The sequence below is a fragment of the Streptomyces sp. NBRC 110035 genome, from assembly GCF_000829695.1.
In the GTDB taxonomy this organism is placed as follows: Bacteria; Actinomycetota; Actinomycetes; order Streptomycetales; family Streptomycetaceae; genus Streptomyces.
In genome coordinates, this window is the sequence record NZ_BBNN01000065.1 from 1 (window position 1) to 14973 (window position 14973).

The window sequence follows — 14973 nt, forward strand, 5'->3', positions numbered from 1 at the left end:
TCCGGTGGGGGCCGCAGCCGACGGTAGTGGGTGGCCCGGGAGCGGCCGGTCAGCCGGCAGGCCGCCGTGATACCGAGCTCGCCCTCGACGCCGGTGAACGCGTCGTCGGCCACCGGTTCGGCGGCAGCGATCAGTCCGCGCTCTCGGAGATCATTTCCAAGAGCGCGGAAGCTTTTCCCATGACTTCCAGCGCGGCCTTGTTCCGGGCCAGTTCCTTCTCCAGCCGCTCCACCTGGCGGCGCAGCTTCTCGTTCTCCGCCTCGGCGGCGGACTTCTTCGGCCTCGCCGGACTGGTGCGCTTGTCGACCAGCTTCTCCAGGGCCCCGGCATCCCGCGCGGCCCGCCATTCCTTGACGTGCGAGTGGTACAGGCGCTCGCGGCGCAGGATCGCGCCCTTCTCGTTCTTGGGCGCGGAGTCGTACTCGGCCACGATCCGCAGCTTGTACTCGGGACTGAAGGTCCGGCGCTTCGGCCGGGCAGCCGGATCGGGTCCGGCGGGGTTGGTGCTGGTCATGAGGGGGTGGTTCTCCTGTCGTGCCCTCTCAGGCTAACCCGACGAAGCGGGACGTCTCACCCAAGGCTGACAGAGAGGGTCCGAGTCGAAGTGTCCGACTGCGAGGAGGCGGTTGTCGTACAGCCACCAGTCGTTTCCCTGCACGGGAAATGTGACGCCCTCGGGCAGGTGGTGTCGGGGCAGCCAGCGGATCTTCTCGCCGGCCTCCTCGTTGAGGCCGGTGGTGGCGTGCTCCCACCGGATGTAGGGGGTGTGGGGCTCGGTGACCACGCGGACGCGTCGGACTGTCTTCCCTTCCCCGGTGACGCGCCTGATGAGTTGCGTCCACGGTTCCATGTAGGAGTAGTCGACGCGCTCGCCGCGGAGCCAGCTCGTGAAGGGACTGCCCTCGTCGGGGACGGAGTAGTCGTCCCTCAGCTCCAGATGGAATGCGTCCTGTGCGAAGCCTTCAAAGAGCTGGTTGCGCTCGGCGCTGGAGATCAGCTCCATGCGGTTCCTCCAGTAGGGCGGTGATCGCAGGCTTGGGGACCTCGACCACGGTCTCGTAGTCCGGAATCTCCATCTGGGCCAGGGCCTCGATGTCGGTGACCTCCCGGCCCTGGACGACGAACGTACCGCCCGGCGTGAGGATCATGATCGGATCCACGATGCGCCTGACCTCCCCGGCCGGCAGGCCGTCCTCCACGAGGTGCTCGAACAGCTCTGTGGGGACCTCCAGCGCCGTCTCCCCCTCCGGGATCTCAAGCTGCGTCAACAGGTCGTTCGCGAAGACCTTCCAGCCCTGGACAAGGTAGGTGTCCCGGTCTGTGGCGTACAGGGTCGGGCAGTCACCGACCGTGGAGTTCTTACCGAGGAACCGCAGCTTCATGGTCGTTCCCCTGCCTGCTGCCTTGCTCAGGTTTGCGCGACACGACGATGGTCTGCGGGCCGTTCCGGGCCGTCAATCGAGTTGCCGCAAACTCGCGCAATCTCCTGGGGACCTGGGTGACGACTGCTCTACGTTCGTCTCCGTACCCGAACAACCGACGCAGCCGCCGCGCGTTCCGGTACCGAGAGAGATGCGCTGTGACCATCGTGACCGACAGACGCAGGGCTCCAGCCGTCGACAACCTGCCCCTCGACCCGCATCCGATCGCGGACAGCATCGACGCCACCCCGAGGACGGAGCCGTACATCGTGTTCAAGCACCGAGCATGGAGAAGTGTCGGCAACCAGACTCTGGTCCGGGTCACGAAGGACCGCACACTCCGGGTCAAGGTCATCGATGCCTGCGGAATGACCTGCACCTTCTGCCACAACGAAGGCACACCCGTCAGCGGCGACAACCACGCTCGGGCCGCCGGCGAATTCGGCGCTGTCGGCCGGTCGGGACGGGTCTCCCTCTACCTGGCGACCAACGGAGCGCGCTTCGTGGCAGCTCCCGTGTTCCCCGATGCCGCCTTTCGCGCCGCCTTGGCGAGGCTGCGTGACGCCCTGGGCTTCGGGGAGGTTCGCCTCACGGGAGGGGAACCGACCCTGCACCCCAAGCTCGCGGCGATCGTCGCCGTGGCCAGGGAGGAGGGATACGAGGTGGGCGTCACCTCCAACGGTGAGAACGGCGCCGGAGTCCTCCCCGCGTGCGCGAAGGCGGGCCTGGGCCGCGTCAACTTCTCGATCTTCGGCACCACGCCCGAGGAGCTGGCGCAGGTGCAGAACGTCCGGTTCCGGGCGGCTTCCCTGGCGGCGCGGAAGATCGAGGCGCTGGAGCGATCGATCCAGGTGGCGACCGACGAGGGAGTCGGCGTGAGCGCGAACGTGGTCGTCCCGGACCACAGCCACATCGAGCGCGTCCACCGGCTCCTGGACCGGTACTCTCCGCAGATGTCGTTGAGGATCCTGTCGTCGCTGGCCGACGGGGACAAGTCACTGGACGCCATCGACGAGCTTCTCGGCGGCCTCGGCGCGGTGCCTCGGGAAGTCCACGTCATCGCTGGAAGCTCCGGATTCCGCATCTCCTACACCCTGCCCGGCGGACGCGTGATCAAGGTCAAGCACATTTGGCCCCCTGCGCCTGCCCGAGACCTGCGCGAGCTGCCGCTTCAACAACACGACCGACTGCCATGAGGGTTACTACGGGGTCCGTCTCTACCGCGCCCCCAGGGGAACCTTCCACGTAGGCGTCTGCATCCAGCGCATGGACCTCTGTCTGCCCATCGACGAGTTCCTGGACGGCGCCGTGTGCAGGGGGGTCAGCACGATGCGCGAGCAGGAGTTCCACACCCTGACCGCTCAGACCGTCACATGACAAGGAGAACCATGGCGCAGAACGAATACGAAGCGAAGTTCCTGGAGATCGACGTGGAGGCCACCCTCGACGCTCTGCACACTGCCGGGGCGCAACAGGTCTTCCCTAGAACCATGTTCACGCGTCTGATCTTCGAGAACGACGCCGTGCAGGGCGAGCAGTGGCTGCGGTTGCGCGACGAGGGCGGCAGGACGACGCTCACCCTGAAGCAGGTCACCGACGCGACGCACATCCACGGGACCACCGAGATCGAGATCGAGGTCGACGACCTGGCCAGGACCGCGGAACTCCTCGCGGCGCTCGGCCTGCGGCAGGTCCGCCACCAGCAGAACTACCGCGAGGAATGGCACCTGGACGGTGTCACCTACGACTTCGACACCTGGCCGGACCTCCCCACCTTCCTGGAGATCGAAGGCTCTTCCGAGGCTGCCGTGAAGGAGGCGGTGGCGGGACTCGGCCTGAACTACGACCAGGCCCGCTTCGGCAGCATCGACCTGATCTACAAGAGCGAAGCGGGGCGTGACATCCTCGCGGAGCCCACGCTCCTCTTCGCCTGATCCGGCCGGCACCTCGGCGGTGTGCCCGCGGCAGCGGCCTGACTTCCGACCTCACCACTCAGAGCAGGTGGAGGCTTTCACCTGCGCACAAAGCCCTCGGCAAGCACTCGCCCGCCGAGGGCCCTGTCCCGTCAGAGTACCGCGAACTCGACGAACGCAGTCCACGCCGTGGGTTCTACGGCGAGGGCGGCACGGGTTGTGTCCTTCGAGTCGCGGATGTGAACCGCGCTTCTCCCAGCCGCGACCTCAACGCACTGGCCCCCGTCACCAGCGCTGTGACTGCTCTTGAACCATGCCAGGGCATTGATGTCCGGCCCCGCCTTTTCCCCGCTCATCTCTCTCCCAGGATTCGTTCGATCAACGCCAACGATTCTGTCGGAGTGTGTGCCTGGGCGCGAAGGATCCCGTACGTACGCTCAAGCTGCCGTACCCTCTGACGCTCGGTGTGCACACGACTGTCGCCTTGTACCTCCGTGTACGCGATCCTGCGCCCATCCTTTACCTCCATCAAGGTGAACGGGCCAGCCAGTCCTGCATGTTCCTGATGAGACAATGGCATCACCTGGACCACCACGTTGCGCTTCTCCGCGATCAGCATGAGGTGCTCCAACTGCCCTCGCCAGACAGCCTGTCCGCCGAGAGGCCGGAGCAGGACAGCTTCCTCGATCACAAAGCTCAAGTGGGGCGCCGGACGTCGGGAGAAGATCTCCTGCCTCGACAGTCGTGCGACTACCCGCTGCTCGATGAGCGCTTCGTCCAACAGCGGCTGCCACATGGCGAACACCGCTCGCACGTACTCCTCTGTCTGCAGAAGACCGTTGACCAGCTGAGAGTCATACACATGCAGCTCGACCGCCTCGGCCTCCAGCTTGGCGGCGTCCCGGAAGAACGCCGGATACTGAGCCCGAGCCACCTCCTCCTTGCTCGCGCTCAACACCCCACCCGCCTCCAGCACCTCATCCACCTGGTCGATGAACTTCGGCGGCGGAATACGTCTCCCCTGCTCGAACGACGCGATCGTCGAGGCCGAGTACCCCGTCAGCGAACCGAGCTTCGCGCGGTCCAGCCCCGCCCGTTCCCGGAACAGCTTCAACTGCCGCCCGAAGACGCACAGCATGCCCGTCCCTACCTCGTACTCCGGCTGCTGAACCTCGTCGCCCATGCCGCGGACCTCCCGTAGAACCATGTCACCGGCCTCCGCCCGCCCAACACACGGCCCGCGAACCGGTCACGCCCAAGATCACGTACAAGCGCGCCAACGACGTATACAGCCCGCACCCGTCAGGGCGTCGCTCCTATTCAACGCTACGCAGTGTCCGCAACCGTTGACCCTATGAAGTCAGCAACTCCCCCGAACGGGCATATGTCACAGCACTCTGCACTCGAACGCGAGTTCACCATGTGCTTCACCTCGACGCCGCGCGGCGCCCGCCTCGCCCGCCGACTCGTCTCCCACCGCCTGGACGACTGGGGCCACCCGTACACGACCCCGGTCAACGAGACAGTCACCCTCATCACGGCGGAACTCACCGCCAACGCCGTACGCCACGGCCACGTCCCCGGCCGGGACTTCCACGTGCAGCTCACCCTGACCGAGGACGTCGTCCGCATCGAGGTGACCGACACCCGCGCCGAGAAACGACCTCCGGCCAGTCCCCAGGCGGCGACCAACTCTCTGTCCGAGTCCGGCCGGGGGCTGCTCCTCGTCGCCGCCCTCGCGGACGACTGGGGCGTCAACCCTCGCCCAGCAGCCCCGGGCAAGACCGTGTGGGCGGAGCTGCACGCGCAGGCCAAGGGCCACCCGCTCACGGACCGGGTGGCCCTTGAACCGACAGACCTCGGTCTACTCCTGACTACTGCTTCGCTGCTGCGCGACGACCTCGAGTCGCAGCCGGAGGACGCCAGCCGCGGAGGTCGTCGTCGGTGAGCCCGTGCTCGCCCTGCTTCTGCTGGCGGTAACCGGCGAAGAAGTCCGCCGGGGAGCCGCTGTAGAGCATGTCGAACTCGTTGTGCCACTGGGACAGCCACGGCTGGAGTTCCAGCAGGCCGGCGAGGAACGGGGTGATCTCCTCGGTGGACAGCGCGGTGTTGGTGAAGTACGTCGCCAACGCCTGCGCCTGCTCCTTGTGGTTCCAACCGGCCCACCCGTACAGCTCGGGGGTGGCGGCATTGGTCTGTCCATAGGAAATGAACCGCTCCTTGGGCACGTCAAGCTTGCCGCGCGCCCTCCAGTAGGACGGGCGGAGGAAGTCGGCCGAGGTGTACTTCGGCGGCACGGGGATGGAGTCCCGGATCTTCCGCTTCGCGGGCTCGTCCGGCGCGGCGTCCTCCGTGCGCTGGAGGTCCCATACCTCTTCCCAGTCGGCTCGCTTCTTCAGGCCGGAGGGCTTGTAACGCAGGGAGGAGAGGAACGGAACATGCTCGTCGGTGATCAGCTCGGCGACGATCTTCGCAAGTTCCTTGTGGGGCGCGTAGAGCTTCGCGACGGAGACGAAGTCCTCGTCGCGGGAGAGGGCGTCGGTGAGGCGGGCGAGGGTAAGGATGGTGGGCTGGCCATTCTCGTCAAACCAGTGGTCCCGGTTCTCCATCCGGTCGAGCAGCCAGGACCGCAGGGCCTTCTCCTGAAGCGCGTCCCAACCCTCGCTGGCCCAGCGGCGCTTGTACTCGGGGCGCTCGACCATGCCGATGGCACGGTTCGACTCGATGGCGTCGATGCGCTTCTGGACGACCTCGCGGTAGGGGGTGGGCCAGTGGGCCGGAATCTCCGTGATCGGGGTGGAGTTGTGCCGCTTGAACCACTCGCCGCTGGCCTCGCCTGCGGCGACGCGGCGAGCAAGGACGATCTCGAAGGCGCGCTCGCCGAGGGCGAGTTCGGGGATGCTGAAGTCGTCGGGGTCCTCGGAAACGCGGAGGTCTTCGGAGTGGAGGTTGTAGAGGGAATAGACCTGCCAGTCCAGTTCCTCTTGGAGGGCGATCATGCGAGAGCGAGTGGACTCCCAGCAAGCCTTGGCTTCGCGGAGGACTGTGGCAGTGGACTTGGCTGCCACCGCTTCGGGGCTGGTGGAGGCGAGTTGCTGGGCGAGGGCGGCAAGGGCAGCGGCAAGGGAGGTGGGATAAGAGGCCGGAATGGGGAAGTTTTCAAGGTTGGCGCCAGTGAACTCATAACGTTCCTCCCATGCTTCGCTCTGAATTCCACGCCCAAGGCCACTGCCACCCTTACCCTGACTCACCTGCTTGAGCCAGAATCCAGCCGTAGAGCTGTTGAGCACCCCAAGCAACCGCAGATGTTCCTCTTCACTCGCCCCCTCCCGCAATTTGATTACCGGCGCAGTCCTGGTAAAGGCACATCCACTACGGTCCAACACCACGTGATTATGTGTGGCGACGAACGCGAAATTCAGCGACCACGGATGCGCATTTATGTCCTTCGGAAGCTGGTGCCACTCCCACCACGATCGACCGTCTCTGAAGTAGGTTCCTCCAGAGAACGTCGACCGGTTACCCAACTCGGTCCTGCTCGGCCACAGCAGGCGAGCAATTTTGGGCATTGAGGTCAGGGGAGTAACGGAACGCCTTGAATCGTATGGATGAATCACGGAGTTGCCGCCAGCGATCTCGTAGTCGCGGACTTCGTCTCCGACACCGATCCGCTTGACGAAATCCGGCTCAGCACCGTGATTCCTCAACATCCGAGCAGGCATAATCAACGCATCGTCCGCGTGGGTATCCCCATAGAATCCGATACGGACAATATAGGACTTGAGCGTTGACACGCGAGCCGTCGCCAGCGCTTCCACCAACTCGAGTCCACCGTCAGTCAAGATCCAGGGCTTTTTGGCGAAATATCGCGCTCGATCCAGATCGTCTACAGAAACCCACTGGCTCACCGAGCCCGGCTTGTCGATCTGTTCGACGATGGCTTGCCAGACCAGACCCTCTTCTGCGTTCTCTGGCGCAGCAGGCTCGCCCTGCACGCTTCGGACAGTCCGAATGACCGGTGAACGCCCTGTTCCGCCTCGCTGCTTACCAACCAGGATGACCGTAGGCGTCCCGTGACCCGGAATGTAGGCACCCGACGTATCGACGACCTCGGTCAGCTCTACTGCGTGCCCGAAGTACCCCTCAATGAGCTTCGTCCCAAACTCGCGCTTCATGAAGGAGTTGGCAGTGATTTGCCCGACCATGCCGTACCCTCGCCCCTCGGTATCCCCGCGCTTGGCCAATTCGAAGAACCGCTGGGCGAACGGAACCGAGAGCGCGTACACGCCCGCGCACGCCGGATAGAGATCGCGATACAGCTCGTTAAGCTTCTTGTCCTTGACCGTGATGTAGGGCGGGTTCCCCACGACCACGTGATACCGTCCCGGCCTCAAGATATTTGGGTAATCCTGACTGTCCTCCGTGGCGTACTTAAACTCCGCCAACTCATCCACGAAATCTTCGTCCACCCCGCCGAACAGGTTGCCCTGCTGAGAGCGACGGGACTTGATCAGTGAGTCCCCCACCGCCAGATGAACTGGCCACTCGTACTTCGCCGCCTCCCCCAGCGACCGCACCCCACCCGCCGCCATAGCCGCAATCAGCAACCGGAACCGAGCAACAGCCACTGCGAACGGGTTGATGTCCACCCCGTGCACCGAGTCCAGTGCAGACCGCACCCGCTCGTGCACCTCCCGCCCCGGCTGCCCCTCCCCCCACAGCCGCACCAGCCGCCGGAACGCCCCCAGCACAAAGTGCCCCGACCCGCACGTGGGGTCGATCATCTTCAGTTCCTCGTACCCGAACTCCCGCACCGCCGGGTTCATCGTTCGGTCGAGGATGAACTCCTCCACGAACTCCGGTGTCTGGAGCAGCGCGTACGTCTTCCGTGCGGCCTCGCTCAGGTCCTGGTACAGGTCGCCCAGGAACCGCGTGTCCCAGCCCTCCGTACCGTCCTCGTTCAGCGGGTCGGTGAAGTCGTGGACGAGGGCGCCCGCCTCGTCCCTCCCCCGCCAGAACTCGACCAGCTCCCGCGCCCCGTCGTGCGACAGCGGAACCTGGTACAGCGGGTTGTGCCGCTTGTCGAAGAGCAGCCGCCCCGCCTGCCCCTGTCCCAGCTCCTCGAACGCCTTCTCCAGCCACCCCCGGTACGTCGGATCATCATCCGACTCCACGTACGCGTCGTACCGGGACTCCGCCAGCTCGCGCCGGTCGCCGTCCGGTCCCGTCAGGTACGGCTCCGGGATCAGCCGGTTGTCCTCGCAGAACCGCACGAAGACGGACCCCAGCACCCACGCCACCGCGACCTGCGTGACCCGCTCGTCCAGCCACGAGGTCCACGTCGCCGCCGTACGCCCGAGCTTGCGCGCCTGGTCGTACTCGGCCCGCAGCCGCGCGCCGACGTCCCCCAGCGCCCCCACCTGTCGTCCGAGGTCGGCCTCGACCGCCTTGACCTGCTGCTTCAGGTCGTTCAACAGAGCCTTGCGGTCGATCACTCGACGTCTCCCTCGACACCACTGGCACGTGCGACTGCCATACCCTCGCCGGATCCGCGATGGGCGTTGCCCACCCACGTGTCCGGAAGCTGGATCCACTCCCCCAGGCCGGCCTGGTAGGGCACGGCCACCTGCCCGAGCCGGGGCTCGCGTGAGGGGTCGCTCTGCGGGACCAGGAGCCACAGCCCCCGCCCGCCCCGCCGGGCCGCCGACGCCAGCCGGTCCAGGACACCCATCGCGTCGTAGCGCGCGAACACCCCGGCCTCCGTCAGCAGCACAGGACCGGCAGCACCGGCAGGAGCTGCCCCGCCACCGCCACCGTTACCCAGCAGCTCCGCGATCCGGGGTTCCACCGCGCCCCACGCCGTTCGCGCGTACTCCGCGAACCGCACCGCGCCCTTCGAGCCCGGCTCGGCGGCGTCCGCCTTGAGCAGGGTCTCCCAGGTGGGCTTGGTGCCCGGCGTGACCTGCGCGTGCAGGGCCTCCAGGAACAGCTCCGTCACCGACACCGCGTCCGTGCCCAGCCGCTCCGCGCCCAGCTCCCGTACCGCGTCCCGCACCAGTTGCTGCCGTACGGTCAGCACCCGGTACCCGTCCCGGCGGGCCGAGGCGAGGAGCCGTTCCTCCGCGCGGACCGCGCCCGCGAGCTGTGGGTCGTCCGCGTACCGCGTCACCGCGCCCGTCCGCGTCGACCGCCGCCACGCGCCCGTCGTGAGGTAGCTCGACGCGTCGTCGACCCGGGTCGACAGGTAGCGCAGCACGCCGTCGCGTTCGTGCATGCCGAGCGACAGTTCGAAGCCGGCGTCGCGCAACGCCTTGGTGAGCGGGCCGCCCGTCGGCAGGTCGTGGGTCGTGCCGCCGCGCCCGTCGGGGACGACCATCTCCGGGAAGCGGGCACGGACCCGCTCGTGCACGGCCTCACTCGTCAGGCCGGGCTGCAGTCCTTCCGGCAGGCCCTGGATCCGGCGGACGAGCCCGGCCTGCGTGAGACGCAGCGCCCGGACCAGCGGCAGGTCGCGCGGGTAGATCTCCAGGCGTGGCGTGGCGGCGGCGTTCACGGAGGCCGCCGCCGCCAGCTCCACCATGCGCCGCTCGTCCCAGTCCACCGCACCCGGCGGCACCGTGAGCGCGCCCAGCTCGGCCAGGACGGTCGCGGCCGTCGGCAGGGTGTCCAGTCTGGTGAGCCGGTCGGCCCTCTTGCCGAGGCTGGTCGCGTACTCCAGCAGGCCGGGTGCGGTCGGGGTGTCGGGGCCGTCGTTCTCCCGGACGTCGAGAGCGAGCAGGCCGGCGCCCAGGGACTCGTCCGTCGCCTTGCGGTTCGGCTGGTGCAGGAACTCGGCCTCCTGCGGGAGCAGTTGCTCGACCTCGACGACGGCCCGCACCGCCGCCAGCGCCAGCGCGCGCCGCTGCTCGCGCCCCGCGAGGTGCGTACCGCGCCGGACCGCCAGGGCGTCCGCGATCTCCACGGCCGAGGCGACGCGGCCCATGTCGGCCAGGAGGTCGATGATCTCCTCGCGCAGGGCCTGGACGGCGGGCTCCGCCTTCCAGCGCTTGCGCTCGTCCCTGAGTATCTGCGGGATACGGCCGTGGCTCAGCCCCAGAGCCTCCGCGACGTCCTTCTGCTTCGGCCAGACGCCGATGCCGGGCAGGACCCCGTGCTCGTCGGGCAGGCGCAGCAGCAGCCGCACCATCTCCGCCTTGTTGCGGTTGGAGCCGTTGTTGTTGACGGCCGGTACGAGGACGGTGGCGAGGGTGTCGAGGCTGACCGAGCGCAGGGTGCGGGCGGACAGCGCGCCCGCCGAGGCACCCGTGGCGAGTTCGCCGGCGAGGGCCGACTCGGCGGCCGTGAGCTGCTCCAGCTCCTCCTTCGCCTCCGCCCGCCCCTTCGCCGTCAGCGGCGAGACGGGGATCTCGCTCAGCCGCTCGCCCCACTCGCGCTGCCGCTGCTGGACCTCGTTGCGGGTCTTGGCGCCCAGGCCGGGGGCGTTGACGAGCTTGCGGCGGCTGTAGTCGAGCAGTTCGCCGACCGTGGTGATGCCGAGGCCGTAGAGGAAGGACTGGGCGGCGGGCGTGAGGCCGGAGACGGTCAGCGGGGTGTCGCGGGTGACCTCGGCGGCAAGGCGGTCTCGCTGCTGCTCGGCGGTCTCCGGCTCGGCGTCCGCGATCGTCGCCGCGGCGGTGCCCTCGGCGGGTGTCCCCTCCGCCGTGGTCGCGGGGGTCGAAGGGCGGGAACGGTGGCTGGAGGGGACGGTCTGGGAGGCGTCGAGGAAGACCTTGCGCCAGGCGTCCCGCATCGGTTTCAGCTCGGGGAAGCGCCTGCCGGCGTCGCGGTGCAGGGCCTGCTGGAAGAAGGCGACGAGACCGTCCCGTACGGCCGGGTCGAAGGCCTCGGCCGCGATGGTGGGGTGCGGCCACTCCTTCGGGTCGGTCATGCGGGGCAGGACACTGCCGTCGCCCCACTTGGGCAGCTCGCCGGAGGCCATCTGGTGCAGGGTGACGGCGACGGCGTACCGCTCGGCGTGCGAGTCGTAGGAGCCGCGGGTGATGACGTCGACGAAGGGGTCGAGGTAGCCGTCGGTGCCCGCGCCGGTGCTCTTCGCCGGGTAGCCGGCCAGCGAGAAATCGATGAGGACCAGCTCGCGGGTGCGGTTGGGGCGGATGCGGACGGCGATGTTGTCCGGCTTGATGTCGCGGTGCCAGACGCCTTCGCCCTCCAGGAAGTCGACGGCTCCGAAGAGGTAGTCGCCGTACGCCTCCAGCTGGTCGACCGGGAGGCGGCCGTGCTCGCGGAGCTGGCGGGCGACGGTCTCCTCGCGGCGGCGGGGACGGGCCGCGCCCTGGGCGTCGTCGTCGCGTTCGTCGCCGACGTACTCCAGTGCCAGGACGGTGCGGCCGGCGATGTGCAGCGGCTCGGGTTCGACGAGGCGGATGATGCCGGAGTGGGGGCGCAGGCGTCCCATGGCCTCGGCCTCGCGGGCGAGGATCTCGCTGCGGCTGTCGGAGAGGGCGACCTTCAGCACGGCGAGCGGGCGGGTCCTGCGGGTTTCGGCCTGGAGGTCGCGGACGAGGAAGGCGCGGCTGGTGGATCCGGTACCGAGGCGGCGGCGGATCTCCCACCGGCCGGCGAACACGTCACCGGCGACGGCCTCCAGCGGGTCCTTGTCGGCGGCGGTCCCGTCGTCCTCGTCGGCCGCCCCCTGCGGAGCGGTGGCCGCCGGGGCCGGGGCGGTGAGGGAGTCCTCGACGAGTTCCAGCAGCTCCAGGAACTCGTCCACGCTGGACAGGCGCTGGCCCGGCCGGTAGGCGGTGGCGGCCTGGACCAGGAAGTCCACGTCCTCCGACAGGCCGTCCACCAGGGAGCTGGGGCGCAGTCCCTCCCCCGCCTCCAGGCGGGCCAGCAGCTCGGCCTGGCTGGCGGCAGGGGCCTTGCCGGTGGCCAGCAGGTAGGTGAGGACGCCGAGCCCGTACACGTCGAGGTGGACCGGGTCGGGGCTGAGGGCGGTGAGTTCGGGGGCGAGGTAGGCGTCGGCGTCCTCGCCCAGGTGCGTCGCGGACAGGGCGGTCGGCGCGAAGCGGGTCATGCCCCGGCCCTGGGAGGAGTCGCCGCTGCGCTGGGTGGCGATCTGCCAGTCGGAGATCTGGAGGTGCGGGGTGAGCCAGGCGGCCTCCTCCCCCACCGCCCGGCCCTTCCCGCCGCGCGGCCGGGGGACGACGAGTACCGAGCGGGCGGCGAGCGCCCGGTGGTGGATGCGGCTGGCGTGCGCGGAGCGGATGGTCTCGGCGAGCTGGCGCACCAGCGCCATCCGGCCGAGGATGTCCAGCTTCCCGCCGTACTGGACCAGGTACTCGTCCAGCTTCAGGGTGTCCGGGTGGTAGTCGAAGATCAGCGCGGGTCCGGCGGCGTGGCCGGAGGGGAAGTACTGCTTGAGCTGGACGGCGCCGGGGTGCTTGAAACGGCCGAGGACGGCGGCCTCGCGCCGGGCGGCGTTCTCGACGGACTGGCGCAGGGAGGCCTCGGAGCCGCGCTCGCTGAGGTAGATCCGCACGCGGGCGGCCTCGGGCAGGTCGCTGTGGCGGGCCAGGTAGTCCGCCCAGGTGGGCCCGGAGTCGAAGGACTTCCGCTCCAGCTCGTAGGGGCCGACCTTGTACTGGGCGTCGCTCCTGCGGATGCCGAGCCGCTTCAGGGCTCCCGCGATCTCGCGGGAGCCGATCGCGGTGACGCGGCGGCGCTCGTCGGGCGGGGGCTGCCCGAGCATCTCGACCAGCTCGTCGACGGTGTGGACGCCGTTCTGGTCGTGGGCGGGCAGCCGGACACGCAGCCCGTTGTCGGTGAAGCAGACGGCCTCGGCGACCCAGACCCGCCTGCCGCCGGGCAGTGCGAGCAGGCCGGCCAGCTCCTTGGCCTTGCGGTTGACCAGGTGCAGCGGGTTGCCGTGGGTGCGGCGGTGCCCGCCGGGGGTGGTCTGGACCCAGGTGCCGTTCTCGGAGGTGACCGAGCCGTGCCAGTCCTTCAGCTCGATCATGCAGACGCCGCCGGGGGTAACGACCAGCAGGTCGACCTCGCGGACGTGGCCGGTGTTGGCGGTGAAGGTGAAGTTCGACCAGGCCCGCCATGGGTCGGCGTCCGGCAGCTTGCGGCGGATCGCCTCCAGGCCGCGGCGTTCGTGCTCGAACTCGGACTCGGTGACCGTGGCCCACCGGCCTTCCCGCATGCCTGTTCCCCGCTCCTCGTGTCCTTCGAGGGCCGACGTTCCCCATGGTCGGGTCCTCGGGCCGATCCTAGTGCTGTGACCGGGATGGTTCACCGTGATCGGAAGACGGCTCGTGGGACGAGCGCACGCGAAACGGCTGGTATTACTGGGGCATGCAGGAAGAGACCGCACGCTCCGCGATCGACACGTTCATCTCCGCGTTCAACGCCTCGGACGACAGCTATGTGACTGCCCTGCTCTCCCAGGCCCTGACCTCGGACGTGGTCTTCTGGGGACCGTTGGGCCGCAGCGAAGGAATCGCGGAGATCGAGCGGTTCGTGCTGGACATCCGGCGCCACCCGGCGGGGACCGGCACGATGGTGCGCTGCTCAGCGGTGGACATGCCTGACGAATGGGCCCGGTACCAGTGGGTCTTCACCACGCCGGATGGAGGCCCTCGCCTGGCGGGAACGGACGTCGTCCATCTGCGGCGGAGCCTCATCGACCAGGTCATCGTCTTTGCGGGGGAGATCGAGCCGTCCGCCTCCTGAGCCGTCCTTCTGTCGCTGTCCTTCTCCTGAACTTGCCCCTTCGGCGTTCGGGAGCTGCGGTTCGCGGTTAGTACTCCAGCCGTAGATCGTGATCTTCATGCTGGCTGGGCGTCTTGGCGCCGGTAGTGGGCGGTCTTGGCCCGGGCTTGGTGGCGTCGTCGCCACTGCGACCAGCCCAGCCGGTGCGCCATGTCGTGGGCGGCATGGGTGACGAGCGTGGTGAACAGGTGCTGGATCTCGTTGCGGGTCAGCGGACTCAGTGCGCTGGTTGTCTGGTGCTGGTCACGTTCGAGTGCGGTCACCACAGCAAGGAAGGCGTGGGCGAGCATGGCGAGGGTGACCCAACGGTGCCAGGAGGTCCAGCGTCTGACCTGGTGTTCGTCGAGTCCGGCCAGTCCCTTCGACGATTGGAATGTCTCCTCCACCGTCCAGCGGCGCCCCGCGGTCCTCACCAGGGTCTGCAGGGTGGTCGGGTGGGTCGAGTAGCAGAGGTAGTGGGCGAGTTCGCCGGTGCGGCGGTTGCGGCGGACGAGGAGGTGCCGGTGGCCGGGACGCTCGTCGGTGACATGGGCCAGGGCCCAGTCGTAGTGACGGTGGCCCTTGGCTCCGGCTCCTGCGGACAGCTTCTGCCAGGCCCGTTTCGGGATCCGCCGGGCCAGGAGGTCGGCGCGGATCTTTCCGGCAGCGGTGGTGATGTGGTGCCGGCAGGAGACGGCGAGGACGTAGTTCTGGCCGCGTTGCTCCAGGGTGGTCCGCAGGTGGGTGTTGTTGCCGTAGACCTCGTCGCCGGTGACCCAGTCGGCGGTGGTCCCGGCGTCCAGGGCGCGTTCGATCATCCGGGCGGCGAGCTGGGGTTTCGTCGCGAAGGTGTGGGTGTCGGGGATGCCGGCCGAGCGGCAGCG

12 protein-coding genes are annotated in these 14973 nt (G+C 68.4%); 4 read left to right on the plus strand and 8 right to left on the minus strand.

Translation table 11 applies throughout. The features are described 5' to 3' along the window. Positions 1–130: 130 nt before the first annotated feature. Genes TU30_RS32035 through TU30_RS32045 form a run of 3 tightly spaced genes read right to left on the minus strand, consistent with a single transcriptional unit; the run spans position 131 to position 1382 of the window. Positions 131–514: a hypothetical protein gene (locus TU30_RS32035; protein ID WP_042176980.1), complete on the minus strand. Its 384-nt coding sequence runs from the start codon at positions 512–514 to the stop codon at positions 131–133. A gap of 33 nt (positions 515–547) precedes the next feature. After that, complete coding sequence (locus TU30_RS32040; protein ID WP_199816932.1) at positions 548–1003, minus strand: DUF6879 family protein; 456 nt, start codon at positions 1001–1003, stop codon at positions 548–550. Beyond that, positions 963–1382, minus strand: a complete 420-nt coding sequence (locus TU30_RS32045; RefSeq protein ID WP_042176982.1) for a hypothetical protein — start codon at positions 1380–1382, stop codon at positions 963–965. The genes TU30_RS32040 and TU30_RS32045 overlap by 41 nt, the downstream gene beginning before the upstream one ends. Before the next feature lie 197 nt (positions 1383–1579). On the opposite strand from TU30_RS32045, the gene TU30_RS32050 reads away from it, so the two are divergent. Next, on the plus strand, positions 1580–2617 hold the full coding sequence (locus tag TU30_RS32050) for a radical SAM protein (protein WP_234308068.1): 1038 nt from the start codon (positions 1580–1582) through the stop codon (positions 2615–2617). A gap of 192 nt (positions 2618–2809) precedes the next feature. Further along, positions 2810–3355 (plus strand): class IV adenylate cyclase, encoded by a 546-nt coding sequence (locus TU30_RS32055; RefSeq protein WP_042176984.1) that lies wholly within the window; start codon positions 2810–2812, stop codon positions 3353–3355. Positions 3356–3486: 131 nt separating this feature from the next. On the opposite strand, the gene TU30_RS32060 is transcribed toward TU30_RS32055, so the two are convergent. Further along, a complete protein-coding gene (locus TU30_RS32060; RefSeq protein ID WP_042176985.1) occupies positions 3487–3690 on the minus strand; it encodes a DUF397 domain-containing protein in 204 nt (67 codons plus the stop codon). Then, positions 3687–4517: a helix-turn-helix transcriptional regulator gene (locus TU30_RS32065; RefSeq protein WP_042176999.1), complete on the minus strand. Its 831-nt coding sequence runs from the start codon at positions 4515–4517 to the stop codon at positions 3687–3689. Before TU30_RS32065 ends, TU30_RS32060 begins: the two co-directional genes overlap by 4 nt. A gap of 201 nt (positions 4518–4718) precedes the next feature. Between TU30_RS32065 and TU30_RS32070 the strand changes: the two genes are divergently transcribed. Next, positions 4719–5282 carry an ATP-binding protein gene (locus tag TU30_RS32070; RefSeq protein WP_042176987.1) on the plus strand — a complete coding sequence of 188 codons (564 nt, stop codon included), beginning with the start codon at positions 4719–4721 and terminating at the stop codon, positions 5280–5282. Here the strand turns inward: TU30_RS32070 and pglX are convergent. Continuing rightward, on the minus strand, positions 5209–8829 hold the full coding sequence (gene pglX / locus TU30_RS32075) for a BREX-2 system adenine-specific DNA-methyltransferase PglX (protein ID WP_042176989.1): 3621 nt from the start codon (positions 8827–8829) through the stop codon (positions 5209–5211). The two genes, TU30_RS32070 and pglX, sit on opposite strands and share 74 nt — an antisense overlap. Next, positions 8826–13541, minus strand: a complete 4716-nt coding sequence (gene pglW, locus TU30_RS32080) for a BREX system serine/threonine kinase PglW (protein WP_042176990.1) — start codon at positions 13539–13541, stop codon at positions 8826–8828. The genes pglX and pglW overlap by 4 nt, the downstream gene beginning before the upstream one ends. Positions 13542–13693: 152 nt before the next feature. On the opposite strand from pglW, the gene TU30_RS32085 reads away from it, so the two are divergent. Beyond that, entirely contained in the window at positions 13694–14071 is a 378-nt protein-coding gene (locus tag TU30_RS32085; protein ID WP_042176992.1) for a hypothetical protein, read from the plus strand. Positions 14072–14166: 95 nt separating this feature from the next. Here the strand turns inward: TU30_RS32085 and TU30_RS32090 are convergent. Then, positions 14167–14973 (minus strand): IS701 family transposase (locus TU30_RS32090; RefSeq protein ID WP_042176994.1); only part of this gene is annotated, 807 nt, incomplete at its 5' end.

Coding starts and splice junctions, on each gene's coding strand:
- TU30_RS32065 (WP_042176999.1), bottom strand. CDS start 4,517: ATGGGCGACGAGGTTCAGCAGCCGGAGTACGAGGTAGGGACGGGCATG.
- TU30_RS32035 (WP_042176980.1), bottom strand. CDS start 514: ATGACCAGCACCAACCCCGCCGGACCCGATCCGGCTGCCCGGCCGAAG.
- TU30_RS32055 (WP_042176984.1), top strand. CDS start 2,810: ATGGCGCAGAACGAATACGAAGCGAAGTTCCTGGAGATCGACGTGGAG.
- TU30_RS32085 (WP_042176992.1), top strand. CDS start 13,694: ATGCAGGAAGAGACCGCACGCTCCGCGATCGACACGTTCATCTCCGCG.
- TU30_RS32060 (WP_042176985.1), bottom strand. CDS start 3,690: ATGAGCGGGGAAAAGGCGGGGCCGGACATCAATGCCCTGGCATGGTTC.
- pglW (WP_042176990.1), bottom strand. CDS start 13,541: ATGCGGGAAGGCCGGTGGGCCACGGTCACCGAGTCCGAGTTCGAGCAC.
- TU30_RS32045 (WP_042176982.1), bottom strand. CDS start 1,382: ATGAAGCTGCGGTTCCTCGGTAAGAACTCCACGGTCGGTGACTGCCCG.
- TU30_RS32070 (WP_042176987.1), top strand. CDS start 4,719: ATGTCACAGCACTCTGCACTCGAACGCGAGTTCACCATGTGCTTCACC.
- TU30_RS32040 (WP_199816932.1), bottom strand. CDS start 1,003: ATGGAGCTGATCTCCAGCGCCGAGCGCAACCAGCTCTTTGAAGGCTTC.